The 25711-nt window shown below is 69.9% G+C and carries 22 protein-coding genes; 6 read left to right on the top strand and 16 right to left on the bottom strand.

Annotated elements, in window-relative coordinates; genetic code table 11:
- Nucleotides 1–67: 67 nt before the first annotated feature.
- From K7862_RS00160 to K7862_RS00175, 4 genes are all read right to left on the bottom strand, one after another.
- Nucleotides 68–862, bottom strand: coding sequence for an SDR family NAD(P)-dependent oxidoreductase (locus tag K7862_RS00160; RefSeq protein WP_222959343.1), 795 nt, complete (start codon nucleotides 860–862; stop codon nucleotides 68–70).
- Nucleotides 863–1071: 209 nt separating this feature from the next.
- Entirely contained in the window at nucleotides 1072–1518 is a 447-nt protein-coding gene (locus K7862_RS00165) for a golvesin C-terminal-like domain-containing protein (protein WP_222959344.1), read from the bottom strand.
- 385 nt (nucleotides 1519–1903) lie between these two features.
- Nucleotides 1904–2461, bottom strand: coding sequence for an SMI1/KNR4 family protein (locus K7862_RS00170; RefSeq protein ID WP_222959345.1), 558 nt, complete (start codon nucleotides 2459–2461; stop codon nucleotides 1904–1906).
- A 37-nt stretch (nucleotides 2462–2498) separates the two neighbouring features.
- Entirely contained in the window at nucleotides 2499–10247 is a 7749-nt protein-coding gene (locus tag K7862_RS00175; RefSeq protein WP_443611926.1) for a golvesin C-terminal-like domain-containing protein, read from the bottom strand.
- 1621 nt (nucleotides 10248–11868) lie between these two features.
- Between K7862_RS00175 and K7862_RS37195 the strand changes: the two genes are divergently transcribed.
- The gene (locus K7862_RS37195; protein ID WP_262412446.1) at nucleotides 11869–11994 is read left to right on the top strand and encodes a hypothetical protein; all 126 of its coding nucleotides are present in this window, start codon (nucleotides 11869–11871) and stop codon (nucleotides 11992–11994) included.
- Between the two features lie 177 nt (nucleotides 11995–12171).
- A complete protein-coding gene (locus K7862_RS00180; RefSeq protein ID WP_222959347.1) occupies nucleotides 12172–12672 on the top strand; it encodes an SRPBCC family protein in 501 nt (166 codons plus the stop codon).
- A 22-nt stretch (nucleotides 12673–12694) separates the two neighbouring features.
- On the opposite strand, the gene K7862_RS00185 is transcribed toward K7862_RS00180, so the two are convergent.
- From K7862_RS00185 to K7862_RS00220, 8 genes are all read right to left on the bottom strand, one after another.
- The gene (locus tag K7862_RS00185; protein WP_222959348.1) at nucleotides 12695–12832 is read right to left on the bottom strand and encodes a hypothetical protein; all 138 of its coding nucleotides are present in this window, start codon (nucleotides 12830–12832) and stop codon (nucleotides 12695–12697) included.
- A gap of 209 nt (nucleotides 12833–13041) precedes the next feature.
- The gene (locus K7862_RS00190) at nucleotides 13042–13422 is read right to left on the bottom strand and encodes a toxin Doc (RefSeq protein ID WP_222959349.1); all 381 of its coding nucleotides are present in this window, start codon (nucleotides 13420–13422) and stop codon (nucleotides 13042–13044) included.
- The gene (locus K7862_RS00195) at nucleotides 13422–13658 is read right to left on the bottom strand and encodes a type II TA system antitoxin, ParD family (RefSeq protein WP_222959350.1); all 237 of its coding nucleotides are present in this window, start codon (nucleotides 13656–13658) and stop codon (nucleotides 13422–13424) included. The genes K7862_RS00190 and K7862_RS00195 overlap by 1 nt, the downstream gene beginning before the upstream one ends.
- A 127-nt stretch (nucleotides 13659–13785) precedes the next feature.
- Nucleotides 13786–14619, bottom strand: a complete 834-nt coding sequence (locus tag K7862_RS00200; protein ID WP_222959351.1) for a tetratricopeptide repeat protein — start codon at nucleotides 14617–14619, stop codon at nucleotides 13786–13788.
- 112 nt (nucleotides 14620–14731) lie between these two features.
- Nucleotides 14732–15262: a DUF402 domain-containing protein gene (locus K7862_RS00205; RefSeq protein WP_222959352.1), complete on the bottom strand. Its 531-nt coding sequence runs from the start codon at nucleotides 15260–15262 to the stop codon at nucleotides 14732–14734.
- A complete protein-coding gene (locus tag K7862_RS00210; protein ID WP_222959353.1) occupies nucleotides 15262–15840 on the bottom strand; it encodes a GNAT family N-acetyltransferase in 579 nt (192 codons plus the stop codon). The genes K7862_RS00205 and K7862_RS00210 overlap by 1 nt, the downstream gene beginning before the upstream one ends.
- 269 nt (nucleotides 15841–16109) lie before the next feature.
- Nucleotides 16110–17756, bottom strand: a complete 1647-nt coding sequence (locus K7862_RS00215) for an alkaline phosphatase family protein (protein WP_222959354.1) — start codon at nucleotides 17754–17756, stop codon at nucleotides 16110–16112.
- Between the two features lie 195 nt (nucleotides 17757–17951).
- Nucleotides 17952–18551, bottom strand: a complete 600-nt coding sequence (locus tag K7862_RS00220; RefSeq protein ID WP_222959355.1) for a TetR/AcrR family transcriptional regulator — start codon at nucleotides 18549–18551, stop codon at nucleotides 17952–17954.
- An 84-nt stretch (nucleotides 18552–18635) separates the two neighbouring features.
- On the opposite strand from K7862_RS00220, the gene K7862_RS00225 reads away from it, so the two are divergent.
- Together K7862_RS00225 and K7862_RS00230 are read left to right on the top strand one after the other, a co-directional pair.
- Nucleotides 18636–19481 carry an SDR family oxidoreductase gene (locus tag K7862_RS00225; protein ID WP_222959356.1) on the top strand — a complete coding sequence of 282 codons (846 nt, stop codon included), beginning with the start codon at nucleotides 18636–18638 and terminating at the stop codon, nucleotides 19479–19481.
- Between the two features lie 123 nt (nucleotides 19482–19604).
- Nucleotides 19605–20345 (top strand): class I SAM-dependent methyltransferase, encoded by a 741-nt coding sequence (locus tag K7862_RS00230; RefSeq protein WP_222959357.1) that lies wholly within the window; start codon nucleotides 19605–19607, stop codon nucleotides 20343–20345.
- A 156-nt stretch (nucleotides 20346–20501) separates the two neighbouring features.
- Here K7862_RS00230 and K7862_RS00235 read toward each other — a convergent pair whose 3' ends face one another.
- From K7862_RS00235 to K7862_RS00250, 4 genes are all read right to left on the bottom strand, one after another.
- Nucleotides 20502–21203: a hypothetical protein gene (locus tag K7862_RS00235; RefSeq protein ID WP_222959358.1), complete on the bottom strand. Its 702-nt coding sequence runs from the start codon at nucleotides 21201–21203 to the stop codon at nucleotides 20502–20504.
- An 11-nt stretch (nucleotides 21204–21214) separates the two neighbouring features.
- Nucleotides 21215–21724 (bottom strand): SigE family RNA polymerase sigma factor, encoded by a 510-nt coding sequence (locus K7862_RS00240; RefSeq protein ID WP_222959359.1) that lies wholly within the window; start codon nucleotides 21722–21724, stop codon nucleotides 21215–21217.
- 142 nt (nucleotides 21725–21866) lie between these two features.
- On the bottom strand, nucleotides 21867–22958 hold the full coding sequence (locus K7862_RS00245) for a sensor histidine kinase (RefSeq protein WP_222959360.1): 1092 nt from the start codon (nucleotides 22956–22958) through the stop codon (nucleotides 21867–21869).
- 77 nt (nucleotides 22959–23035) lie between these two features.
- On the bottom strand, nucleotides 23036–23737 hold the full coding sequence (locus K7862_RS00250) for a response regulator transcription factor (protein ID WP_222959361.1): 702 nt from the start codon (nucleotides 23735–23737) through the stop codon (nucleotides 23036–23038).
- A gap of 87 nt (nucleotides 23738–23824) precedes the next feature.
- On the opposite strand from K7862_RS00250, the gene K7862_RS00255 reads away from it, so the two are divergent.
- Both K7862_RS00255 and K7862_RS00260 read left to right on the top strand, forming a co-directional pair.
- Nucleotides 23825–24925 (top strand): endonuclease/exonuclease/phosphatase family protein, encoded by a 1101-nt coding sequence (locus K7862_RS00255; protein ID WP_222959362.1) that lies wholly within the window; start codon nucleotides 23825–23827, stop codon nucleotides 24923–24925.
- 174 nt (nucleotides 24926–25099) lie between these two features.
- Complete coding sequence (locus K7862_RS00260; protein ID WP_222959363.1) at nucleotides 25100–25504, top strand: DUF2550 family protein; 405 nt, start codon at nucleotides 25100–25102, stop codon at nucleotides 25502–25504.
- Nucleotides 25505–25711: the final 207 nt, after the last annotated feature.

Below are 25711 nucleotides of genomic sequence, written 5' to 3' on the forward strand. Positions count from 1 at the left end.
AGTGACGTCGTTTTCACGCGCTGCGGTCGGGGCAGGTGTGTGGCCGCACTGCGGACGCCGCTCCGCCTTACGGAAGGATCGAGTCGACGTATCCGCCGTCCACGCGGACTGCGCCGCCGGTCGTGGCGGAGGCGTAGGGCGAGCTGAGATAGACGGCCATGTTGGCGATCTCCTCCGGCTCGATCAGCCGCTGCAGCAGCGACTGCGGGCGGTGCTTGCGCATGAACTCCCGCTGCGCCTCGTCCCAGGGCAGCTCGTCGCCGACCAGCTGGCGCACGAAGTCCTCTACGCCGCCGGTGTGGGTCGGACCGGCGATCAGCGAGTTGACGGTGACGCCGGTGCCGGCGGCGTCCTTGGCGAAGCCGCGGGTCACCGCGAGCAGCGCGGTCTTGGTCATGCCGTAGTGGATCATCTCCGCGGGGATGACCACGGCCGAGTCGCTGGCGAGGTTGATGACACGCCCCCAGCCGCGGTCCTTCATGCCCGGCAGGTGGGCGCGGATCATCCGCACCGCTGTCAGCACGTTGACCTCGAAGTAGCGGCGCCACTCCTCGTCGCTGATCTCCAGCGGCTCGGCGGCGCCGAAGATCCCGAGGTTGTTGACGAGGATGTCGGCCTCGGGAAGGGCGGAGACGACCTCGGCGACGCCTTCGTCGGTGGCGAGGTCGCCGGGGACCGCCACGAACTCCCCGCCGCCGGTCTCCTCCGTGAGACGGGTGACCGCCGCGTCCACCGACCCGGCGCTGCGGCCGTTGACGCCGACGCGGGCGCCGGCCCGGCCCAGACCGGCCGCGATGGCCATGCCGATGCCCTGGGTGGAGCCGGTGACCAGTGCCGTCCTGCCGGACAGGTCGATCTTCATGTCTCCGCCGCTCTCCCGTGAGGCTGCCGTTCGGTCCTGGTCAGCCTGCCCATTCCCTGCCGGAGGCCACATCCGCCAGTCGAGGGTTTCGCAACGGAACCGGGCTGCCCCGCACACCCGGGGGGGTGTCGCGGAGCAGCCCGAAAGGGTCTCAGTACGCCTGGAAGTAGGGCCTTTCCATTCTGTCCGCGATGGTGAAGGGGTGGAAATCACGATCGGTCAGAACGCGGTAGAGAAACTCCGTCGCGGACGTCTCGAGAACATGGAAAGGCTCCAGTGGGTCTGCGCGGGTCACGACCGGCCATGCGGAGGAGTCCTTTTCCGGGTCGGCCAGCCAGTAGTGTGCCGTTGTTCAGCGACCGCCACACCCCACCGGTACCGGCCGACTGGTCGACCGTCCCGCTGTACGTGCCACCGTTGTAGGTGACCGTGTACGGCGCGTTCGTCGCCCGGTCGGAGGCCGGGACGGAGTGCACGTCCACCCGGTACGAACCGGCGGCCGGAACCGTCGGCTGCCAGGTGTACGTGTCACCGGCGACCGTGTCCTTGTTGTAGGCGTAGTCACCGGTCACCGCGTACTGCGTGTACGCGGTGTTGCCGGAGTAGGGCCACGAGCTCTTCGCCGCCGTCCCCGCGTCACCGTCATCCAACTGCACCGTCGCACCAGACAGCGGCCCCGACAAGGCACTGGTGCTGTCTTCCGGGGCGTCGACGACGCGTATGCCATCGCGGAGCTCGTACAGCTCCACCCGTGGAACACCGCCGCCCGCACTGCTCGCCCGGCGGACCCAGCCCAGCGCCCGTTTCCGTCACAGCGCGGACGGGCGGTCGGAGCTGTGCCAACAGGGCTGACGCCCGCGCGCTCCATCGGCGGCACACGGCGCGGGAGGTGCGGTGACGTGCTCGGCTCCTCGACGATGGCGCCGGCACACGGCGTCCGCGGTGCCGGGGTGAGCGGTGAGGCCCCGCCGGGGTGGCGGGGCCTCACCGCTCATGGCCGGGTGGGTGTACTCCGGGCCGGGCCGGACGGACGGCCGTGTGTCATTCCGGTCGCGGGTCCGGTGTGCTCTCCTCCGTAGGGTGGAAAGCGGGAGGGAACTGGGGATCCGCGACCGTGAAGGGCTCGAACCCAGGATCAGCGATCGAACGGTAGACGAACTCGGGGACGGACATGGCGTGCCGCTCCCAGGGCTCGTCCCCCTGCGCTCGCGCGATTACGGGCCAGGTGGCGGGGTCGGCCGTGCCGTCGGCGAGCCAGTAGAACCGGCCTCCGGTCTCAGACCGGCCCCACATGACCAGGCCCTTCCGCTCGGCCTGGTCGTACAGCGCGTAGGGATCGAAGTACGTGGTCATCCACTCGGGATCCCGCTCGCCCTGCTCGCGCAGGTCGCGCCACCAGTGCAGCAGTGAGCCCGCGCCCTCACCGTCGGGAAGGGCGAACACGTAGTAGGAGAACGATCCCGGCCCGAAGCGGGCCCAGAGTTCCTTCCAGTCCCTCGGCAGTTCGGTGCCCAGTTCGGCCTCGACACTCGCCCAGTCGTGCTCGTGCCGGGGACCCTGCCAACCCGTGGCCTCCTGCAGGCGGTCAAGCCACTCCACTGCCGCCGCTCCTTTCCGGGATGGTCCGCTGTCCGGCTCATGGCACGTTCGGTACGTTCTGGGAGACGATAGGGACTCCGGTGGACGTGACGGCCGTCATGTCCACCGAGGTGGGTATCGGGCTGTTCCCACTGTACTGAGGCGTCGCGGTGAAGTAGACGGTCTGATCCGCGTTGATCGCCGCGGCGATGATGTCCTCCCACTTCTTCATTCCCGGATCGTTCGCCTTCGGGTAGAGCGGCACGAGGTTCCGGACGTCGTTACCGACCCCGCCGAGCTGCCGTGCCAGGAGGTGACCCCGTTCGAAACCGCTGCCCAGGGCCCAGCCCTTGGGCTGGCTGGTGTCGTAGCCCGGCTTGTATGGCGGGAACGGCGGTTCTGATCCGATGATGTTCGTATCACCGGTTCCGCTCTTCATCAGGTCACCGGTCTTCGGATGCGTGTAGTTGAACCCGTTCTTACTCAGGCAGGCCACGACGCCCTGAGCGCGCCCCTGCGAGTCCAGCGGCATGTAGTACACCGAACTCGGCCCGCCAGCCTTGCAGTTGGACTGGTCGCTCTCGTCGGGGAGGGTGGTGTCTCCCGGCTGGAACTCCTGCTTCTTGTCCTCAGTGACCAGTAGGCCCTTGCTGGTGTCCGGCTTCGCACCGGGCGTGGAGTAGGTGCCGCTGGCGGCCGTGGGGGAGTTCCATCCCAGTGTGTTCAGGAACGTGTCCGCGGCGGCCAGCCATGGGACCACGTCCGACCCGGCCGCCTCGAAACCGTCGACGAGGAAGGATCCCCCGTCCTCGACGGCGGACCCGGCACCGTCCAGCACCTTCCCGGCGTCACTGGCCACCGTGCCCAGGAATTTCTCCGGGTCGAACAGGTGGCCGTCCAGTTCGATGTTGGTGGTCGGGTTGCCACCGCCGAAGGCGTAGCGGTTGCCGGTCAGCGGGTTGGTGGTCAGGTTCATGTCGGACAGGGCGCCGTTGTACATGTCCCTGGTGGTGAAGGTGTTCAGGCCCGGGTCGTAGGTCCGGAAGCCCATGTCGTAGTCACCGGTAGTGGCATCCCACCGCTTCGCGTTGAAGCGGTAGGCGTTGTAGGGCTCCTTCGTCGGGTCTGCCGCGTCCGGCTTGTCGATGCCGGTGAACTCGGAGGTGTCGTTGCTGCCGTAGGCGGTGTACCCGTAGGTGGCCTTGGTCTGGCCGGAGTCGTCGGTGAGGGTTTCGACGTCGGTGTGGCTGTTGTAGCCGTAGAAGCTGTCCGAGGTCGTTCCGTCGGCGCTGTGGCTGATCTGGGAGAGGCGTTCACCCCAGGGGCTGTACTGGTAGGACTTGGTGAGCTGGCCGGCCACCGTCTCGTCCAGGACCTGGCCGGACAGGCCCAAGTAGGAAAAGTCCGTGGTCTTGCCGTTGGCCGTCTCCGAGGTGGTGCGATCCAGCGGGTCGAAGGTGTAGGCCGTGGTCGTGGACGCCCCGCCGGAGGCGACCTTGGTGTTCTTGACCACGTGGTCGAAGCCGTCGTAGGTATTGCGCTCGACGACGGTCCCGGCGCTGGTGACGGTGTCCAGGCGACCGAACGGGTCGTAGTTGTAGGTGGCGGTGGTGCCACCGGCGGCCGACGACAGCAGTCTGTTGCGGTCGTAGTTGTAGGTGGTGGCGGTGCCCTGGACAGTCTGCGAGATGACGTTGGCGTTGTCGTCGTGGACGTATGTCTCGGTCGTCGCGCCGTTGCCGGTCTTGACCGACTGCGCCAGTCGGTCCGCCGGGTCGTAGGTGTAGTCGGTCGTCGACTTCAGGTACGTCGCGTGGTCGTCGGCGCTCTGCTTGTCGGCGGCGTCCTCGTCCTTGCTGCCGTTGGGGTCCCAGCTCAGCGTGTGGCTGTCGACCAGGGTGCCCGCCGAGTTCTTCTCGGTCGTGGTGTGCACCTCGCCGGACGGCCAGTAGGTCGAGTCGACGGTGTTGCCGTTGGCCTTGGTCTGCCGCAACTGCTGTGCGCGGTCGGTGTAGGTATAACTGGTGGTCTTCGGCGAGGAGTCTGTGGCCGAGTCCCCGACCTCGACCGTCTTGACCAGCTCCCGCAAGTCGTATGTGTAGGAGGAGTACTGGCCTGGGTGGTCGACGGTCGCCGGCTTGCCGTCGGGGTCGTAGGAGTAGGAGGTGTGCGTCTTCTCCGTGCCGCCGGCCGACTCCGTGACCTTCGAAATCTCGCTGACGCCGTTGTAGTCGATGCCGTAGGTGTCCACGGCGGCGCCCGGAGACGAGTCGCCGATCCGGGTGAGGTTGCCGTTGGGGTCGTAGGAGTAGGTGAAGGCGTGCTTCTCGGTGTCGATGTCACCGGTGTGGTCGCGCACCAGCTTGACCGCGTCCGCGACGACCGTGCCGCCGGCGTTCTGCCCCAGCGAGATCGACGAGGAGTTGCCCTGCTTGAAGGCCGCCGACCCAAGGGACACCCAGGTGCCGGTGTTCTTGGTCTGGTCGACGGTCGAGGTGGTCGTGCTCGCGTCGTCGTGGTGCAGGGTGTAGACGGCCGCCGTGGACGCGCCGCTGACCTGCGGGTACCGGGCGTACATGGTGTACGTGCCGTCCTGCGGCACGTACAGCTGCCAGGTGAAGGCGTCGGTGCCGCTGCCGGCCGGGTGGGTGCGGTAGTCGTAGCCCTGCTCAGTGGTCGGGTCGCCGTTGGACGCGGTCGCCCACGTGCCGGTCGAGCTGGTGTTCTGCGTGTCGGAGTTGTCGGCCAGCACGACCTGCAGGCCGACCGGGACGCCGTCGTCCGTACGGGACGCCAGGGAGCCGTCGGGGTAGTAAGACCAGCCCATGGTCCGCGACGAGGAGCCGCCGGCGGAGGTCAGGGTGCGGGCGGTCTGCGCTCCGAGCTCGTCGTAGTCGTAGCTGGTGGTGATCCCCTGCGGGTCGGTCGAGGCCTTGGTCTGCCCGTCGTCGTAGTAGGTGAAGGTGGTGTCGTTGCGGACGGTCTGCCCGTGCGATGGAGGTGCAGAGGTCTTCGAGACCCGGCCCGCCGCGTCGTAGAACGTGTAGGTCGGGACCGGGGTGTTGAACGTCGCGTCGCTCGGGTCGTAGGGCGCGATGGTCTCCTTGACCCGGTTCAGCTCGTCGTACACCGACTGCGTGGTGAACGCCGTCGTCGTCCCGGCCGCGTTGGCCCGCGGGGAGATCGTCCTGGTGGTGTTGCCGACCTGGTCGTACTCGTAGCTGGTGGTGCGGTAGGTCGGTGCGCCGGCCGTGCCCTGGTAGGGCGCCTGGACCTGGGACACCTTGCCCCGCTCGTCGTACAAGGTGGTGGTGGTGTTGCCCTCGGGGTCGGTGAGGGTGGTCTTGAGCCCGTCCTTGTCGTAGCCAGTCTTCGAGCTGGAACCGGCCGCGTCGGTTACCTGGGTCGCCCGGTGGTCGAAGTCGTAGACGGTCTTGGTGGTGTAGTCGGTGGTGTCAGCCGTGGCGTTCTTGACCGGATCGATCACCTCGGTGACGTTGCCGACGTCGTCGTACTGGTAACTGACCTTGTCGCCTTGCGGGTTGACCACGTCGGTGATCTCACCGAGGGGGTCGTAGCTCTCAGTGGTGACGTAGTCGGTGGCGTCGGTGGTGGTCAGGGTGCCCTTGGGCTCGGTTGTGGTCTTCAGCTCGCCGACCGGGTCGTAGGTGTACGTGGTGGTACGGTCGGGGTCGGTGCTGTGGTCCTTGGGCGCGGTGGCCGAGCTGATCTCATCTGCTGCGTCGTACACGGCCGTGGACACCGCGCCGTTGGGGGCGGTGGACTGGGTGACGTTGTCGTCGGCGTCGTAGACCGCCGCCGGGGTGGTGACGTATACGCCGTTGGCCTGGTCCTTGGGGACCTTCTTCTCCAGTGGACGCCCGTAGACGTCGTACGCCTGCGTCGTGGTGTGGCCGAGCTCGTCGGTGGCCGAGGTCACCTCGCCCCGCGCGTCGTACACCGCTGTCGAGGAGTGCTGCAGCGCGTCGGTGGTCGTCCTCGGGTAGCCGTTGGGGTCGAAGTCGCTGTAGGTGGTGCTGTGCTGGTCGGCGTCGGTCGCCGTGGTCAGCTCGCCGTACTGGTCGTAGGCGTAGGTGGTGGTGTAGTCGCCTGCGGTGGCGGTGGAGACGCCCTTGGGGTCGGTGACCGAGGTGAGGTTGCCGAAGGTGTCGTAGCCGAAGAGCCACTCGCGGCCCTCGGGCGAGGTCTTGGTGTGCAGGTCGGCGGAGTAGCCGTCCAGGCGGGTTTGGTAGGTGTAGACGGTGGCCGGCCAGGCGTTCTTGACCGCCTCCGCGTCCTGCATCGTCAGCGGGTAGCCGGTCTTCGGGTCGTAGGTCCACTTGGTGGTGGCGCCGTTGTCCTCAACCTGCTGGGTGACGTTGTTGTCCGCGTCCCAACTGAGCTTGGTGATCTGGTTCTTGGCGTTGGTGTTCTGCACCGGCCGGCCGAAGTCGTCAGTGACGGTGGTGGAGGCGTGCTGCAGCGCGTCGGTGACGGTGGTGTCGGTGAACGCCGGCGTGCCGGTGTCAGCCGCGTAGGTGAAGCCGGTGTCGTGGGTGAGCCGGTCGGTGATGGTCTTGGTCCACCAGTGGTATTTCGGGTTGTCGCCGTTCTGAGGTGCGTTGTAAGCGAGTTGGGTGGCGTGGCCGCGGGGGTCGGTGATCTTGACGAGCTTGACGTTCTTGGTGCCCTGCGTGGCGTCGTAGGTGAAGGCGAACACCTTCGGCTGCGACGAGCCCGCGCCGTCGGTGAGTTGGGCCATCAGGCCCTGCGTGGTGTACAGGAACGTCAGCTTGCGTGCCGGGTTGGTCCCGTCGGCCAGCGCCGTCATCGACGCGACATGGTCGATGATCTTCGGGTTGGTCAGGTTCGTCCCCGACTGCACGACGCCGTTGTCGTCGACGTAGGAGTACGCGTCGCCCTTGCTGTAGTAGGTGACGGTGAGGGTCTGCCGGCCGGTGGGGTCGGTGATGTACTGGAGGAACTTCACCGGCTTGTTGTTGGACTTGCGTTCCGCGTACGTGAACGTCTCGGTGTTGCCGTTCTTGTCCACGATCGACGTCGTGTAGCCGTCGCAGTCGTAGAAGAACCGGGTGCCGTCGGGGCTTGTCATCACCCACGCGTCGGAGGCGTCGTCCTTGTTCGGCGTGCAGTTCGCCGCGTTCTGCGCGACCAACTGGTAGTGCACGCCCGCCGGCGCCTTGAACGTCCCGTCCGACTGCTTGGTGAACACCGAGGCCGTGCCGTCACCGTCGGTCAGCGTGACCGTCGTGGGGTTGGGGTTGGGGTGGAAGTCGAGCGCCGCACCCAGCCGGATCGGCGCGGACGCCTGCGCCGACCAGCCCGGACCCATCACCGTGTCCGAGGTGTCCAGCGAGTTGTACGCGAACCGCACGAACGTCCCCAGGCCGCGGCCGGGGTTGGTGAACGCGTTGTACGACCACACCGCGTTGCCCGAGGCCAGGTTGTTCATGACCGTGGAGCCGGCACCGGTGTTCTTGCCCGCGTAGGAGTAGAACTTCTCCAGCCCGATCGTGTCGGAGGTCGGGTCCTCGATGGTCTCGGCCTGTGCGAGGCCGGCCACGCCCGTGGCGGAGTTCCAGGTGCTGGTGGTCTTGTTGTAGGCGTCCCAGGTCAGCGTGTACGCGGTGCGGGCGTTGGTCGGGTTGCCCGAGTCGGCGTTGGTGGGCGCTTTGACCTGCGCGTGCACGATCGCGCTCTCGCCGGGCGAGAGGTCCTGGGGCAGGGCGGTCTGGATCTGGTTGCCGCCGTTGGTCACATCCGTGCCGTCCGGCAGCGTCCACCGGTACGACAGCACCTCGCTGCCCGCGCTCCAGGTGGCGTTGGTGGTGTTGGTGACCGTGACGTCGACGTTGTATGTCGTGCCCGGCGTCATCCGCGCCGGCGTGGTGGCCGCGTAGTACGTGGAATCCGTCGTGGCGTCCACGTAGGTGACGTCCAACTGCGGACGCAACTGCGGCTCGGAGGTCTCCGAGGACGCGAAGATCGTGCGTTCCTGGGCCCCGGACGTGGTCGACTCGTTGGCGGCCTTCAGCAGCACACCGTGGTTCGAGGTGGGCGAGTTGATCCACCCCTGGGTCAGGGACGTGGCGTCCCACCAGTGCCGCACCGGGTCGTTGGTGACACCGGCCACGGTGTCGGAGACCGTGGCGGAGTAGTCACCGCCGGCCGTGGTCCAGGGCGTGGTGGACGTGGCGTTGTTCCAGGTCGCCGTCGCCTCGTCGAAGTCCCGGTTCAGGCCGTGCAGTTCGTAGGTGGCCTGGCCCCCGCCGGTGTTGGTGGTGATGGTCGACCAGGCCTGCAGCTGCGAGCTGATGACGCGGGCGGTCGAGGGCAGCGAGGTGGTGGGGAACTTCAGCGCCGCGCGGGTCGTGCCGTAGGTACCGGAGTTGTTGCCGACCGACAGCCATTTCTGGTTCACGCCGTCGGAGGCGATGGTGTCGTGCGCGGTTGTCGGCTGGGTCGAGGACAGGGTGGTGTCGGTCTGGCCGGCCTGGATGATCTGCGTGGTCTGCCCGGCCTTCGGCAACTCCGCCAACTGCACCGGGCCGCCGATGACCTGACCGCTCTTGGTCTTTACCGCGACCTCGTAATACACCGCATGGAACGGATCCGTAGCATCCGCCGCCGTCGGAACCGCAGTCGTATCGGTGAAGCTGGTGGTCCCCGCAGCAACCGGGGCAACCAGCGTCGCCGCCGAGGGCGTGAAGCCCTGGAACACCGAGCGGTGGACCTGGTACTCCGCCAGGTCGTTCGCCGGGTCGCCGGTGGTGTTGGTGTACGCCGGCCACGAGAGCTCGGCGCCGGTCGCGTGGATCACCGTCGGCGCGTTCACCGCGACACCGACCGTGCCGTAGGTGATCGTCAGTTTCGGGTACGTCGCGGTCTCACCGCCGTAGCCGAACTCCGACGCCTCGTACAGCGGACCACCCAGACTCGCCGTGGACGACTCGTCGGCAGCCTGCAGCACGAACCCGTTGTTCGCCGTGCCGTTGACCCACTTCTGCACCGTGTCGGTGACCGCGAAGTTGTGCCACTGGTCGTAGGAGCCCGCCGCCTTCGTCAGCGTCGTACCCGGCTCCACCAGCCGCACCGCGTCCGCAATCACCGACGTCGTCGCGGAAGCGGGTCCGTCGCCCAGCACGATCTTGCCCGCCGTGCCCGCCGCGAACGGCAACGCGGTCCCGTTGTTCAGCGACCGCCACACCCCTCCGTTGCCCAGGGACTGGTCGATCGTCCCGTTATAGGTGCCGCCGTTGTACGTCACCGTGTACGGCGCGTTCGTCGCCCGGTCCGACGCCGGAATCGAGTGCACGTCCACCCGGTAGTTACCCGCCTGCGCCACCGTCGGCTGCCACGTGTACGTGTCACCCGCGACCGTGTCCTTGTTGTACTGGTACGTCTGGTTGATCGCGTACGGGGTGTACTGCGTGTTCGTCGACGCCGGCCACGAGCCCTTCGCCGCCGTACCGGTGGCGCCGTTGTCCAGCTGGATCGTGGTACCGGACAGCGGCCCCGACAGTGCGCTGGTGTTGTTCCACGTCGCACCCGTCGCGGTCCAGGAACCGGTCGCCTGGTGCGCCTCGATCACCACCGGATCGATGTTCGAGGTGTGGACCTGGTTGTAGTACACGCCCAACTGAGCCGACGTGATCTTCGTGTTCGCCGGGATCCCGGTCAGCGGGAACTTCAGCAGCGACCGCAGCGTGCCCGTCGTGCTGGTCTTGCCCACGCCCAGCTGCCACGTCCCGTTCAGGTTCGTCGTCGGCTGAGTGGAGTCGACCATCACGTCCTGCGACGTCGACGGCGTCGGCGCCAGCACGATCGTCGGATCCACCGACACCGGAAAACGACGCCCCGGCGCCGACAACCACTTACTGTCCGGCGTCAGACGAATCTGCCAGCCCGACCCATGCCGGATCAGCTTCTGCGCGACCGCGCCGTGCGTCAGGTCCGCCACCGGGGCATCCGAGTTTGCTGGTGCCTGGAACATCACCGCGGCCGGGATCACCACCCGCGGCCGGCCCGTCTCGTCCCCGCCGTACAGGGCGATCGACCCGTCCGCCTGCTGCCTGGGCGTCAGCCCCTGCGCATCGAGATCGAAGGTGAACGACACCGGACCCGCCGGCTTGCCGGCCAGGACCAGATTCTCCTTCACCGCGCCGCGGCCCACCGTGTACGTGGCGTCCACGCCCGGCAGCACCCCGGGATACCTGACCACGTCGCCCTTCGCCGACGGGGTCGATGTCGCCGCGGCCCCCTCCAGCCGCAGCGACACCGCGTGCGAGGCGTCCGCCTCGAACCGGACCAACTGGCCGCCGCTGCCACCGAAGTAGGTCTTGGCGAGGTTCGCGGTGTTCGCCAGTCGGTAGTCCTTGCGCGGTGAGGAGCCCACCGCGGTGTCGATCGCCTTCCAGTCCGACCCCGCCTGGTACGACGTCGGCACCGCCGACACCTCGGCCTGCGTGGTCCCGTCCGACATCTGCCAGAACCGCGACGACGAGGTCCGGCGGCCCGTCAGCTCACGCACCCGGTGCGCCGGAGCGGCCTTCTTACCCGTAGGCAGCTTCTGCCGTTCCGCGATCGCCCCCGCCGGACCGTTCACCGGATCCGGCACATGATGCTCGTGCGAGAACCCCGGCGGCGCCGCCCCCGACCCCGCCTTGGCCGGCTCGGACGCCACCGCCGGAACGTACGCCAACGACGTCAGAAGCGACCCCGCCGCCACCGTCGTGGCAAACCGTCTGACCCACCGTGCCCGCATACCCAGTCTCCCCAAATCGGCCGGCAAAAAGGCAGCCGGAACCAGGCCATGCGGATACGCACGCCACATCGGGCCGTGCCCGTGGAGTAATTCGCCGCATGACCGTGAAACACGCGTGGCAACGCCACACATGCTCGACCGATCGCGGATTCAAGGTTTTTTACCAGCCCGTGGTCAACCACCCACACACCACGCACGAACAGCCATCAAAACGGACACAGAAAGCACACAGCGTCACGCTTTCCGTCCGGCTTGACCCACTTCGAGGCATGCGAGCAGCGCCAAGCTGTGATCACCCATGAGCGAAGCATTACTCAACCTTGACTTCGGTCCGGACATTTCACGCGGAATGATTCGTTCCATCGCCCGCGACGACCGACGGTCCGTCAGCCCAAATGTCGGATTCGTGCGCCGAGGTGCCGGAAAACAATCCGGGTGGGTATAAACGACGTCGTCCTCCCGATGCGACCGTCGTACAGGAAAGGAATGTCCTTGAATATCGCGAAATCCAGCCGGCCGGCAGAAGCGGACGGAAGCCGGCCCGCCGTCACCGGACGGCACCAGCCACACGGTCACCGCGCAGCTGCCCTGGCAGCAGACCACCACCCTCGGCGGCAGCAGCAGCCGGGCCGCGGTCGCCATCGTGCTCGGCGCCGACGGCGGCCAAGCCACCTGCGCCCTCACCCTGCACGGCAAACCCGTCCAGCACGCGACCGCCTACGGCACCTACGGCCGCGCGACCTGCACCGTCCCGCCACCCGCCCGGTGACGGCCGTGCATGGGGCCCGCGCGCTCTGCCCCGGTGCCGCGTCGTAACCGGTCCTTCCGCGTCACGCTGCCTAACGTGGAATCAGCCGCCGCCGGCCCGGACGGCCGGCGACGGACGATCCCCGAGGTCCGGAACACGGAGCCTCTCCCCCTCCCGCCGACGCACCGAGGAGCAGCGATGACCACACAACTCCGGCACAGCCCGGAGGCCGCACGGCTCGAGCGCCTCTACGACGCCCCGGCCGCACTCGTCTGGGAACTGTGCAGCACCGTCGCCGGTCTCGAGGAGTGGTGGACCACCGACGGCTTCGAGACCCGGGTGACGAGCCTCGATCTCAGGCCGGGCGGTCTGCTGCGGTACACCATGACCGCGACCGCTCCGGAGCAGATCTCGTTCCTCCGCGACGCCGGGGTGCCGCTCACGAGCGAACTCTGCAAGACCTTCACCGAGGTGGTGGCGCCCACCCGTCTCGCCTTCCTGTCCCTGATCGACTTCGTGCCCGACCGCGAGCCGTACGACCACCTGACCACCGTCGACATCGTGCCCGCGGGCGAGCGCACGAACGTGTTCATGACCGTCGACCCCCTCCATGACGAGCCCTGGACACGCCAGCACCGCTCTCATCGCCACTACGAACTCGACAACCTTGAAGCGGCCCTCCGGCGCCGCCTCACCTGACGCGGCGGTACGGCGGCGCAGGTCATCTGCCGGCCTCCTCGGCGGGCCAGGCCGGGTCGCTCCAGCCGAACGGGCTCTCGCCGCGGTCGACTTCGACGGTGGCCGCGAGGAAGCGGGCCGGGTCGGTGTCGGCGTGAACGTGGACGTGTTCGGCCGTCAAGGTCATATGGTTTCACTCCGCTGGTAGTCGGGGCACGACGCGTCGTGATGGCTACCGAACGAAGTGCGCCTCCGGTCACACCCGCAGATGCGTTCGATCCGCGGCCCGAGGGATCATGCCCCGGCGAGCCGGGGTGCGCCTTCGGCCCGGCCGGTCGGGAGAACGTGCCCGCCGGCACCGGGCGCCGGGCCTCAGGGTGGGCGCGGGCCTCAGATCCGCCAGGTGCGGATGCGGTCGGCGGCGTCGAAGAGGCCGGCTTTCCTGGACTGGATGTCGCGGACCAGGTCCACCATGGCGCCGTACGGAGGGTCGATGCCCTCGCCGGATGCGTGCATGTAGGCAGCGGCGACCTGGCAGGCGTACAGGGAGTTGCGGTACGGCAGAGGCTCGAGGCGCACCAGCGTGTGCAGGAGGGCGGCGGCCCGCCAGGCCGGATCGGGGGTGGCGGTGTCGTGCCGGGGGATCTTGGTCTTGTGGCGGGCGACGGCTGCGACCATCGCGGAGTAGTCCGCGACCGAGACGTCCTCGGGCAGGGCCTGCTCCTGGACGTCGAGCAGCCAGGCCACGTCGATGTGGAGGGCGGGCGGCATCAGGCTGCTTCGGTCCCGTGCCCGGCGGACGGCGGGACCTCGTCCGGGAACGCCTCGTCGAACTCGGCCCGGTGCTGGTCACCGAAGCTCGCCGCATAGCGGACGAAGACGGTCCGCTGGCGCTCGCGCAGCGGCAGGTCGTGGACGTACTGCTTCAGGCTCTTGCCCTCCGCCGCGGCCGCGGCCCGCACGTCCTCGAACTCTTCGTCGGTGAAGGTGACGTTCAAGGCTGGCATACCCCGATGGTACCTGATTGGTACCTGCGGCGCCGAGCGGGATTCCCCGGCCGGATGCCGTGCGGCGGTGCGGCGGTGCGGCGGTGCGGCGGTGCGGCGGTGCCAGAGATGACCCCTGCCGGCAGACTCAGGCGCTGTCGATGCGTCGGATCAACTCCAGCGCCTCGCTGGTGCGGTGATGATCCGGGCCGAAGGCGCTCAGGCAGGCGTCGTGGGCTGCCGAAGCCCGGACCCGGGCCTCGGCAGCGCGGCCGAGTCCCAGGAGGGCGGTGGCCGATGCCAGATCCACGGCGCCCGTCTCGAGGTACCGCATCGCTTCGGAGAGGGCGGAACGCGACTCGGCCGTCCGCTCGGCCTCGGCCAGCGCCTCCTCGTATCTGCCCTGTCCGCTGAGGCTCCGCGCCAGGCCGAGCCTCAACGCCGAGGCCAGCCGGTCGGCCCCGGGAGGTGCTCCGAGCGCCTCGCGCGCGAGGGCTTCGGCTTCCTGATGGCGGCCCTGCCCGTTGAACGCGTAGATCAGTCCGTTCCGGGCGGCCGCCAGGATGTACGGCATCTCCCGACCCTTGCCGCGGGCAGCCGTTCGCGCGACGGCCGCACACTCCTCCTCGCACTCGGCGTACCGGGAGAGCAAGGCCAACGTCTGGGCGCGGTTCGAGCGCAGTATCAGCGTCCGCGGATCCTTGGCGCCGAACTCCCTGCGGAAGTCGAACAGCAATCGGTCGTACGCGGCGAGGGCCTCGGCGTGGCGGCCCTGGGCGCTGGTTGCGGCCGCGGCGAGGCGCAGGGCGAGCGGCCGATCCTGGTGCCGCGGCCAGGACCAGTCCGAGGCCACCGCGCGGGCCTCGGCTTCCGCCTCAGCGAAGCGCCCGGCCGTGTACAGGGTGGTGGCCCGGGTCAGCGAGGCTCTGGTCCGCTGCTTCTGATCGGCGGCGACTCGGTCGCGAGACCGGAAGAACTTCACTCAGGGAGGTTACAGCCGTGAGGCACGCCTGTTCGACGCGGGCAGGGAGCAGTGCTCTGCGGCCCTCCTGCGCGTCGGCACCGGGAGAGCCGCGGCCGAGCGCGCCCCACCCTCAGCCGGAGCCGGTCACGAAGCGGGCGAGCCAGTGGCGGTACACCGAGGCGAAGGGTTCGGCGCCCTCGCTGTCGCGCCGGCCCGCCTCCATCAGCCACGCGCACGTCCGCTCGGCCTCGGTGACGACGAGGTCGGGGTAGCCGAACCGCACCCGGTGTTCCGCGAACTCGTCCTCGTCCTTGCTGTAGGCCGTGCCGCCCGGGGACCGCACGACATCGAGGTCCAGGTCGACCGTGCGCAGGACCGTCCCCGCGTCACTCCACTCGGGCACGGTGCAGACGTCGCAGTACATCTCCGGACCCGGCTCCGTGCAGAACGAGGCGATCCACCACTGACCGCGCGGGACGGCCATCACGTAGGCGCACCGGTTCGTCCAGTCGCCGCCGTCCGAAGCGACGCGGGCCCCTTCCGGCGTGCCCAGCCACACGCCGTACTCGTCCTCACCGAGACGGGCGGCGGTCCATCGTCCGCTCAGCGTGCCGTCGTACTTGCGGACCTCGACCAGCACGGAGGGGCGGTCAGCGCTCATCACACGACGCTAGCGCGATCCGGCGCTCCCGTCTCCCAACGCTCCCGGCTCATCCGCCAGATGACGTCGATCCCCACTTCGCCCGGGGCGGCGGGACCGCCCGCCACCCGGAAGCGTTCGACCTCGGTGAAGCCCAGGCGCCGCGCGACGGCGCCGCTGGCCCGGTTCGCGGCGTCGTGGTGGATCTCCACACGGTGGACGCCCGCCAGCCGGAACGCCTGCCCGGCGAGGGCCGCCGCGGCCATCGTCGCGAGGCCTTGCCCCGTCCGGCGGGGGTGGATCCAGTAGCCCATCTCCAGGCCGCCCGGACCGATACGGCGATGCAGGCCGCACCCGCCGATCACGGCGCCGCCGAGGGTGATGGCGTAGCCGTAGGCCTGTCCGGTCCGCCATTCGTCGTGGCTTCGGGCCAGGAACTCGACGGTCTGGTGCCTGCCGTGGTCGGCCGCCCACGGGAGCCACGGCACGAGGTGGTCCAGGGACTCGCCGATCGCCCGTTCCAGGGCGTCGGCGTCGGCCATCCGCCACCGGCGCAGCTCGGCCAGGTCGGCGCTGAGAGTCTCGGCAGGCTCTTCCATGCCCGGATGGTCCCTCGGTGCGACCGGAACGCACAACGCGATTTCCGCACGAGCGTCATCCCGTGCGGTACACGGACGGGATGAGGTCGAGGTCGCCCGGCGGCGCCGGAAACAGCGCCTTTGGTCATGCCGCCGAATCGTGCCGGTCTCGTGCCCCTTTCGTCTTTCGCCCGGTGACGTCGAAGGTCGCGCGATCCGGCCCGCGCTGCGGCACCGACGAGAGTGCCGCGACGCGGGCCGAACGCCGCGGGGAGCTGTCCTGGCGGGAGTCAGCGGGAGGTGGGCAGCACGCGCGTGTGGTCGATCCGGACGGCCTGCAGGGCGTCGGGGTCCAGGCCCAGCAGGCTGAGGACGGTGGGCGCGATCTGCGTGGTCTCGACCTGCGCGGCGACGTGCTTGCCGCTGCCGGTGCCGGCCCCGGAGACGACGAGGGGAACGTCGCGGTCGTCGGCGAGCGCTCCGCCGTGTTCGGCGATCTTGCTCTTCTTGCCGGTGTAGACGACGCCGTAACGCGTGATCCCGAAGAGGTCGGGGACCCGGGAGTCGCCGGGCGTCGCGCCGAAGTAGCGGGCGGCATCAGCGCCGGCGTAGACCGTGCTGAGGCCGGAGGCGCTGAAGGCCCTGGGCGCGCCGTTGATGTCGTTGCCGGTGCCCGACTGTGCCAGCAGGTACGTCTTGGCGAAGTCGGCGGCGGCCTGCGAGCGGTCGCTGAGCCACAGCAGCATGGCGTCGTCGTCCACGGAGTGCACCACCAGGTCGCCGGCGCCCGGGTGGGCGGCCTTCCAGGCGGCGTTGAGGCCGTCGAGGAGCGGACCGTCGTCGATCCGCGTCAGCGCGGTGGGGTCGGTCGGCGACTGGCCGTGCTTGGCGGACAGGATGACGGTCGTGCTGCCGTCCAGGTGCTGCCGGTGTATCTCGGACTCCAGGGCGCCGACCTGGGCGTTGATGTAGTCGAGGCTCCTGGCGAGCAGCGGCCCCGGGACGCCCTTTGCCGCGTATCCCCCCTTGAGGCCGTCGGAGGTGGGCAGCTTCTGGGCGGTGGACACCGACTGGAAGTTCATGCCGAAGACGGCGGGGGTGCCGACCTTGTGGGTGCCGCTGTGGTCGTAGCCGTCGATCTCGTTGAGGACGGCCTTCACCTTGTAGGAGTCGTACTGCTGGGTCGCGGCGTTGTCGCTCGTCCAGTCCTCGCCCGCCGGGTAGCCGATCGCCTGGCTGTTGATCTCCGGCGCGAACAGGTCCTGGATCCCGGTTCCCGAGGGGCCGTTGAGGATGCTGTACGCGGCGTGCTTGTCCGACCAGGCGGTGCGCAGACCGGCCTGGCGGGCCGCCTCGAAGACGGTGTTCACCCGCAGGTAGCCGTTCGGGTAGACCGGCTTGCAGGTCTTGGGGTCGACGGGCAGCTTCGACGGGTCGAGGAGCGACCGCGCGTCGCCGGTCAGGTTCATGATGCTGCCGGGGAGCCCGGTGAGGCCCTGCCCCGCGTCCAGCGCGTCCTTGTTCTTGTCGAGGTCCTCGGTCAGGTCGACTTCGGCGCCGGGCTTGGCCGTTGCGCAGTCCGTCGTTCCGGCGGGCAGGAGCGCGGTGCTGTAGGTGTCGTCGTAGTAGACACCGGTGGTCCCGGGGTTGCCGCCGGTCAACTGCCCGATCATGCCGGGGAAGGAGTCGGAGGGCACGGTCGTGCGGGCGTGCGTGTACTCGGTGCCGTTCCCCACCAGGCGGGCGAGAGCCGAGTCGGGGTGCTGGGCGACGTACCAGGCGAGGTCCGACTGGTGCAGGCCGTCGACCGACAGCAGAAGGACGTGCCGCGCGGGCGCGTGGTGCTGGTTCCCGGCGGTGGCGGACGCGGTGGGGACGACTGCCGCGGTCAGGCCGAGGACGGCGACGGCCGTGGCAAGTCGTGTTGCCTTGTTCATGGTTCTCCACGAGTCGGAGGAATCCGGGGTGCTGCCGTGTGATGAGAAGGGCGGCAGGTGAACGGAGAGCGGCCGGCAGGCTTCCCGTCCATGAATGTCTACAGTCCTGTAGACAGTCGCATTGGATCCGTCCGGTCAGGAGGTCGTCGAGCCGGCGGTCGAGGCACCGTCAGGCGGCGCGCCGGGAGGCCGCGGTCACCGGTCACCCTCGGCCCGCAGCGAGCTGATCCAGCGTGAGAGCCGGTCCCCCTCGCGCGTCATGACCTCCGGATCGCGCAGGGCGTTGGCCAGCAGGGACATGCCCTGGTAGCCGGAAACGAGAGTGAGGGCCAGGCCGTCCGGGTCGTCCAGGCCCAGCTCGCGGAACTGGCGTCCGGCCCAGTCCAGCAGTTGCCGGATGACCGCCGCCACCTCGGCGTCGAGCGTCCCGTCGGGACGTTTGTCGAGTTCGACGGCGAGGGTGCCGGTGGGGCAGCCGTACCGCGCGGCGAGGTCGCGCCGGCTCACCCACGCCTCGACGAGTCCCCGGAGGCGGTCCCGCGGATCGTCCAACCGGTCCAGCCGGGCGATGAGTTCGTCCAGGTGCGCACTGTGTTCGGTCAGCGCGGCCCGCACCAGTTCGTCCTTGGTCTTGAAGTAGTAGTACACGTTGCCGACCGGGACGTCGGCCTCCCGTGCGATGTCCGCGAGGGTGGTGCGTTCGACTCCCTGCTCGTGCAGGACCCGGGCCGCCGCCGCGGTCAGCCGTTGCCGCTTCTGCGAGGCACGCGCCCGCCGATCCACTGAGTTGGTCACCCAACTCACTATAGACAAGGACGCGTTGGCGTGTGCTAGCGTCCCATCTTAGTCAGTCAGCTAACTTATTTCAGAGAGACAGACGTGATCACCGTGACAGGCGCGACCGGCAACGTCGGGCGGACCCTGGTCAAGCTGCTCGCCGACGCGGGCGAGGAGGTCGTGGCCGTGTCCCGGCAGACCCACCCGGACAGGACCGACGCAGGCGTCAGGCGCGTCCCGGCCGACATCGGGACCGCCGGGGGTCTGCGGCCCGTCCTCGACGGCGCCCGTGCGCTGTTCCTTCTGCTGGGCGGTGCGCTCAACCTTCAGGGCGAGAGCCCGGCCGCCCTCCTCGACACCGCGAGGAACGCCGGCGTCGAACGGGTCGTCCTGGTCTCGTCGCAGGTCAGCGCCACCCGCCCCGATCTGCGCTCGCACGCCCGCCTGCGCGAGTTCGAGCAGGCGCTGCGCGCGTCGGGAACGGACTTCACGATCCTGCGCCCTGCCGGCTTCGCCTCCAACGCCTTCGCCTGGGCCGACACCGTCCGTGCCAGACGCACGGTCTTCGCGCCGTTCGCGGACGTGGCGCTGCCCGTCGTCGACCCGGCGGACATCGCCGCGGTCGCGGCGGCCGCCCTGCGCGAGGACGGTCACGCGGGCCGTGTGTACGAACTGACCGGACCCGAGCCGGTCAGCCCGCGTCAGCAGGCCGCGGCCCTGGCCGAGATGCTGGGCGAGGACGTGGCCTTCGTCGAGCTGTCCCGCGAGGAGGCCCACGCGGCCATGGCGCAGTTCATGCCGGAGCAGGTCGTCAGCGGAACACTCGACGTCCTCGGCACACCCCTCGCCGCGGAGCAGCGGATCAGCCCCGACGTGCGGGAGGTCCTCGGCCGCCCTGCGGCCACCTTCACGGCGTGGGCCGGACGCAACGTCCGGGCCTTCCGCTAGAGTTCGTCCGGACCGATCCGGGCCGAGCCGGGCCGGGCCGAGCCGGGCTGAGGCCGGGCAGTGACCCTGGAAGTGACCTTAAATCTGTTGACCGCCCCCGGCAGGCAGTGCTGGAGTCGGCCGGTGGACAGCATCCCGGCCAACCGGCGGCTCTGGAACCAGATCAGCGGCGCCTACCAGCACAAGCACGACCAGCGGATCGGCGCCGCACCGCGGTTGTGGGGCATGTACTCCATCCCCGACGCAGACCTGCGGGCCCTCGGTGACGTCACCGGCAAGCGCGTCCTCGAACTCGGCTGCGGCGCCGGCCAGTGGTCGAGGGCGCTCGCCGCCGAGGGCGCCGCCGTGGTCGGACTCGACCTGTCCGAAGCCCAACTCCACGCAGCGGCCGGCGCGATGGGAGCGAACCGCTACCCGCTGGTGCACGGCAGCGCCGAACAACTCCCCTTCGCCGCCGAGAGCTTCGACCTGGTGTTCTGCGACTTCGGCGGGCTCAGCTGGGCGCCCCCGCACCTGGCCGTCCCGCAGGCCGCACGCGTCCTGAATCGAGGCGGGCGCCTGGTGTTCAACGTCGCCAGCCCATGGTTCGAAGCGTGCTACGACGAAGCGGCGGGCCGTGTGACCACGACGCTGCAGCAGGACTACTTCGGGCTCGGCACCATCGCCGAGGGCGACGGTGCGACCAGTTACCAGCTCACCTACGGCGGCTGGGTCAAGGTGCTGCGCGGCGCGGGTCTCGTCATCGACGACCTCATCGAGCCGCGGCCCGGACTCGGAACACTCAACGGCTACAACGAGACCGACCCACCCGACTGGGCCCACCGCTGGCCGGCGGAACTGCTCTGGGTGACCCACAAACCGTGAGTTCCGCCGCGCCGAGACGTGAAGGCATCCCGTCGCGGACAGGCCCCGGCCCGAGTCCGCCGGCCGACCGATGCGTCGAGCCGGGCAGGCGCCGCGGGCCGCGCACAGCGCACCCCGGAGGGGCGGACGCCGTGCGCGGCCCGGCCCGGCGGCAGGTCAGCCGAGGGCCGCGCGGGCCTCGCCGGTGGCGGTGACGCCCTCGGCGAAGCGGACGATCTGGTCGTCGGTGAGACCGAGATCGACGGGGACCTGGACGAGGATGTCCTGTCCCTTCGTGCCGGAGAAGACGAGCCACTTGGCTGACTTGTCCGACGTGAGCGCCAGCCGGCCGGGCTTTCCGTGCACCGTCACCCGCGTGACGGCGGCGTTCGGGTCCAACTGGGCGTCGCCCTGGAGCGAGACCGAGATGCCGGGGACCAGACGGACGTCGTCGGCGCTCTGGTGGACCGAGGTCCCGGGCGGGACGGCGACGAAGCTGAACGCGTCCGACCAGCTCACCGTCCAGCCCGACGGGACGGTGTCCACCCGGAAGCCGGTGGGCTGGGCGCCGGTGTACGCGACCAACTGCACGGTGTGCACGGTGGGCACGGTGTGCACGGACGCGGAGGCGGGAGCGTGGGCCGTCACGCCGGTGCCGCTGCCGCCGGGGCGGCTGACGACCGCCACCGTGACGGCGGTCAGCACGAGGGCCGCGGCGACGCCCGTGCGTACGGTCCTGCGGCGGCGCCGGACGATCAGTGCGCGGCGTCCGCGGTCGAGGTCGGAGGCGACGGTGTCCGGGCCGACCCGCGTCTGCTCATCGGCGCCGCGCAGCGTGCCCAGCGCCTCGATCACGTCGTGCAACTCGGAATCCTCCATCAACGTCTCCTTCAACTGGCGAATCGGTGGGCGTGCTGGGGGAAGTCCGCGCGCAGCCGTTCCAGCCCGCGGGTGCTCTGGCTCCGCACGGTGCCTTCGCTGCAGCCGAGCGCCTCGGCGGTGGTCGCCACGTCGAGCCCCTCGACGTACCGCAGCACGACCGCCGCCCGCATGCGTGCGGGCAGCGTGGCCAGCAGCGCGAGCAGGGTCGTGTGGTCCGTGTAGGAGGCCTCGACCGCGGTGATGTCGGGCACCTCCGCGTGGACCTGTTCGCGCCGCCGGAACACGCTGCGCCGGTCGTCGATCGCCGCGTTCACCACGCAGCGGCGCGCGTAGGCGTCCACGGAGGTGAGGCGTACCCGCGGCCACGCCAGGTACAGGCGCGTCAGCGCCGTCTGCACCACGTCCTCGGCCCCGGCCCGGTCACCCGACAGCAGCAGCACCGCCACGCGGACGAGCTGGGCCCGTCGTGTGCTGACGAACTCGGTGAACTCCTGGTCGCGTTCAGGAGTCTGCTTCACGGACACGCACCCTCCGGGCGTCGGTACTTCCCTCGGTCACCCCTTCTACGGAGCGGGGACTTCTCCGCGTTGCACGCCACCCGTGCTTTTTTCCCGGGGCGCCGGCCGGCGGTGCCGAGCCCGGAACGGCCGGACGAGGGCACTAATGCTCGGCGGGCGCGTCCGCCGCCGGGAGTTCCACCGTGACGCGGAGGCCGCCGGCGGGGCGCGGGGTGAGGGTGAGCGATCCGTCGTGGGCGCGGGTGATCGTCGTGACGATGGCCAGGCCGAGGCCGACGCCCGCGTGGTCGGTGTGAATGCGGTCGGTGCCGCGCCGGAAGGGTTCGGTGAGCGTCGCGGCCAGCTCCGGCGTGACCTGTTCGCCGGTGTTCTCGACGGTGAGCCTCACCCTGTCGGGACCTGCACCGGTACGCACCCACACCATGCCCTGATCGGGCAGGTTGTGGACGATCGCGTTCTGCACGAGATTCGTGGTCAGCTGCAGGAGGAGTGCGTGTGACCCGGTGGCGGGGGCGATGTCGCCGCCGGTCTCGACGGTGACGCCGCGCTGTTCCGCGAGCGGCAGCAGCGTTTCGGTGGCGTCCTCCGCCAGCAGCGACAGGTCGACGCGTTCCCGGGTGAACGACCGCTGCTCGGCCCGGCTGAGCAGGAGCAGGGCCTCGGTGAGGGCGATGGCCCGGGTGTTGACGGCGTGGAGGCGTTCCACGAGTTCGCCGCTGTCGTGGTGCGGGTCGGCGCGGGCGACGTCGAGGAGCGCCTGGGAGATCGCCAGCGGGGTGCGCAGTTCGTGTGACGCGCTGGCAGCGAATCTCCGCTGTTCGGCGACGTGTGCTTCGAGCCGTGCCAGCATCGTGTCGAAGGCGTCGGCGAGTTCGCGGAACTCGTCCTTGCGGCCGGGAAGCCGGATCCGGTGCCCGAGCGATCCGGTCCCGGCCCGCCGGGTGGCGTCCGTGATGCGCGTCAGCGGGGCGAGCATCCGGCCCGCGAGGAACCACCCGCCCACGACGCCGAAGACCAGCAGGAACGCCAGCACCGCGGCCGCGCGCGGGGCGAACACGTGCAGCAGGTTGGAGCGGACGGGGAAGACACCGTTCAGGGGCGTGTCGGCACGGACGATGAGCGCGCGGTCGGGCACGTAGCGCAGGAGGAACAGCCACACCGCGGCCAGCAGCAGGACGCCGGCGAGCATGAGGAAGCCGGCGTAGCTGAGGGTGAGTTTGAGGCGGACACTCATCCCGGGGGCTCGGTCCGGCGTTCCGTCCGATGCCGTGTCCGGGCCGCTGTCCGTCGCCCTAGCCATGCTCGCCGGCCCTAGCCACGCCCGCCGCCCTCGCCCGCGGGCCCGGGCGACGTGTGCGCGTCGATGCGATAGCCGACGCCCGGCACGGTGGTGATGATTCCGGGTTCGCCGAGCCGTTTGCGCAGCGCCGAGACGGTGATGCGCACGGCGTTGGTGAACGGGTCGGCGTTCTCGGCCCACGCCCGTGCCAGGAGCTCCTCGGCGCTGACGACACCGCCCTCGGCTGCGAGCAGGACGTCGAGCACGGCGAACTGCTTCCGGGTGAGCGCCACGTAGCGGCCGTCCCGGTACACCTCGCGGCGGAACGGGTCGAGCCGCAGACCGCCGATCTCCCGCACCGGCGGCCGGTTCTGCGCGCGCCTGCGGTCGAGGGCTCTGAGTCTGAGCGCGAGTTCCCGGAGCTCGAAGGGCTTGGTGAGGTAGTCGTCGGCCCCGAGTTCGAACCCGGAGGCCTTGTCGTCGAGACGGTCGGCCGCGGTGAGCATGAGGATCGGCATGCCGCTGCCGGAGGCGACGATGTGCTCGGCGACCTCGTCCCCGGACGGCCCGGGGATGTCGCGGTCGAGGACGGCGATGTCGTAGGCGGTGGTGGTCAGCATGTCCAGGGCGGTGTCGCCGTCACCCGCGATGTCGGCCGCGATCGCCTCCAGGCGCAGGCCGTCGCGGATGGCCTCTGCCAGATAGGGCTCGTCCTCGACGATCAGCACACGCATGCACGCGATGCTACGAGCCGCCGCATATCGTCGGCGTATCGAAAACGGCATACGCGCCGGCAACAGCTCGTCCCGTTGACTCGCCCCATGAAGATCGCCCCGCCCTCGCCGAAGACAACGAGCCGCCGCGACACCGCACGGGGTGACGCCGTCCGCCCGCTCACCTCCATCCGGGCGTGGCGCGCGGGTGTCCGCCGGGCGGTCCGCGTCTTCACCCGGCCCGAGCCGTGGAAGCGCGGGCCGGTGCTCGCGGCGCTGGCACTGCTGCTCGGCCTGTGCATGATGGTCCACGCCGGGATCCCGAACGGGTTCGGGAACCTCGGCAGCCTGGTGGAGACGTTCCTGCCCTGGTTCGGCGTGTTCGTACCGGTGCTGCTGGCGGGGGCGCTGTGGCGCCGATCGGCCTCGGCGGTAGCCGCGCTGCTGCTGCCCGTCGTGGTGTGGCTGCACCTCTTCGGCGGGGTGTTCGGCGACAGGTCCCACCCGGGCGGCGACCTCACCGTGGCCGAGCACAACGTCGACGCCGGCAACCACGACCCGGCCGGGACGGCTCGCAAGCTGGCCGCGTCCCGGGCGGACGTACTGGCGCTGGTGGAGGTGAGCGGGCAGGCCCGGGGGACGTACGAGAAAGCGCTGGCGCAGGCGTACCCATATCACGTGGTGCTGGGCACGGTCGGGCTGTGGAGCAGGCTGCCGCTGTCGGACATCCGGCCGGTCGACGTCGCGATGGACTACGGTCCGCTGGCGGCCACCAAGCCGGCCGACGTCAAACTCGCCGAGACCCGGGCGCTGCGCGCCACGGTGGCCACGAAGCGGGGTCCGCTGGCCGTGTACGTGGCCCACCTCGGATCAGTCCGGGTGAACCCCAGGGCGGGCTTCGGTGCGGGCCAGCGGGACCGGGGCGCGCAGGCCCTCGCCGAGGCCGTCGCCGCCGATCCGAACAGGCGGGTCGTCCTGCTGGGCGACCTGAACGGCACGACCCAGGACCGCGCGTTCGGCGCCCTCACCGCACAGTTGCGCTCGGCTCAGGACGCGGCGGGTGCGGGCTTCGGCTTCACGTGGCCCGCCGGTTTCCCGATGGTCCGGATCGACCAGATCCTGGTCCGGGGTGTACGGCCGGACGACTCGTGGGTGCTGCCCGCCACCGGCAGCGACCACCTGCCGGTGGCGGCCACCATCAGCTGGTGAGCCCCGGTTGACGGCTGGCCCGGGGACGAGACGCCGTCGGTACGCGAGCCCGAGCCGACGGGTTGTCCGGCGGTGTCCGCATCAGCTGACGGCGTGGGACCTCGTCATCCCCTCGCGTCGCCGACGTGCGACGATTCCCTGAGTCTCGGGCGGTGCCATCGAAAGGAGGGCAGGGTGAGCGATCTCATCACCGGGCTGGCGACGGCCGGCGGTGCGCAGTTGCTCCTGAAGTGGCGAGGCAGAGCACGCGTGCGCAATCTGCGTCGCGGTGGAAGCCTCTCCGCGCCCTGCGCCTTGCGCATCGTCGACGGGGACAAGGCACGCTGGCGACAGGGCCGAGCCACAACCGATCAGGGCACGGTCGTCTGGCGCGCCAGGGCGGGCAACGCACAGATCGTCCTGCGACGAGACGGCGTCAGGCTGCTGTCGGTCCGCTCCCCCACCGCCCGCGAATCCTGGACCATCCGCCACGACCTCGTGATTCATCGCCTGCGCACGGACGACGATCTGGTCGACATCGCGCTGCTCCCGGCCGAAGCCCCGTACTTCCGCGAGGCGCTGGGCCTCCCCGAGCTCTGATCGCGCCTCGTGCCGGCCGTAGCGGTCGAAGGCGGGCGGGCAGACCTCATCGCCTTCACCGGCCTCGCTGATCGGTGTGCGCGGGCACACGGTTGCGACGCGATCGGCCCTCCCGCGCCGGAGGCGGAACGCGTGCGGGAAATGGGGAAGTTGGTCTAGTCCTCTTGACGCGGCAGGCCCCCGCGCTGTTTGGTACGTACCAACTCA

Source organism: Actinacidiphila acidipaludis, assembly GCF_019890725.1.
Classification (GTDB): Bacteria; Actinomycetota; Actinomycetes; order Streptomycetales; family Streptomycetaceae; genus Actinacidiphila; species Actinacidiphila acidipaludis.